Below are 373 nucleotides of genomic sequence, written 5' to 3'. Positions count from 1 at the left end.
TAACACTAAAAATCAAAACAACAAACTTACTATAGGAGGTTATTTATGGGATACATATTTACAACTGGGACTTGTCTTAAGAGCGACCTCTACTCAGTGATTAAGAATTCTTTAATTAATGCTGGATGGGAAAACAAATCCTCTAACTCCGCTTCTGATTATGATGTCTTTTATTCTACTGGAGAATCAGGAGATAAAAAACTTGTATTTCAGATGAGAGCAACTGATATCACAGACAAAAACTCAATAGTCTCAACTGATTATTGCACAGCTTCGTTAAGATTAGTTGAATCATATGCCCCTGGTTCAAATGGTGCCGCTGGAACTGTAGGTAGACCAGGTGAGCCATGGAAGTATTTTATGGTTTCCCCCA

General features: G+C 37.0%; 1 protein-coding gene. It reads left to right on the top strand.

From position 1 onward, the window contains the following. Positions 1 to 96: 96 nt before the first annotated feature. Positions 97 to 373, top strand: a 277-nt coding sequence (locus tag R0J87_RS18830; protein ID WP_498888117.1) for a hypothetical protein, incomplete at its 3' end; no start/stop codon positions are given.

The organism is Halomonas sp. SIMBA_159 (assembly GCF_046536035.1).
In the GTDB taxonomy this organism is placed as follows: Bacteria; Pseudomonadota; Gammaproteobacteria; order Pseudomonadales; family Halomonadaceae; genus Vreelandella; species Vreelandella venusta_A.
This window is presented reverse-complemented; position numbering and strand designations above follow the sequence as displayed.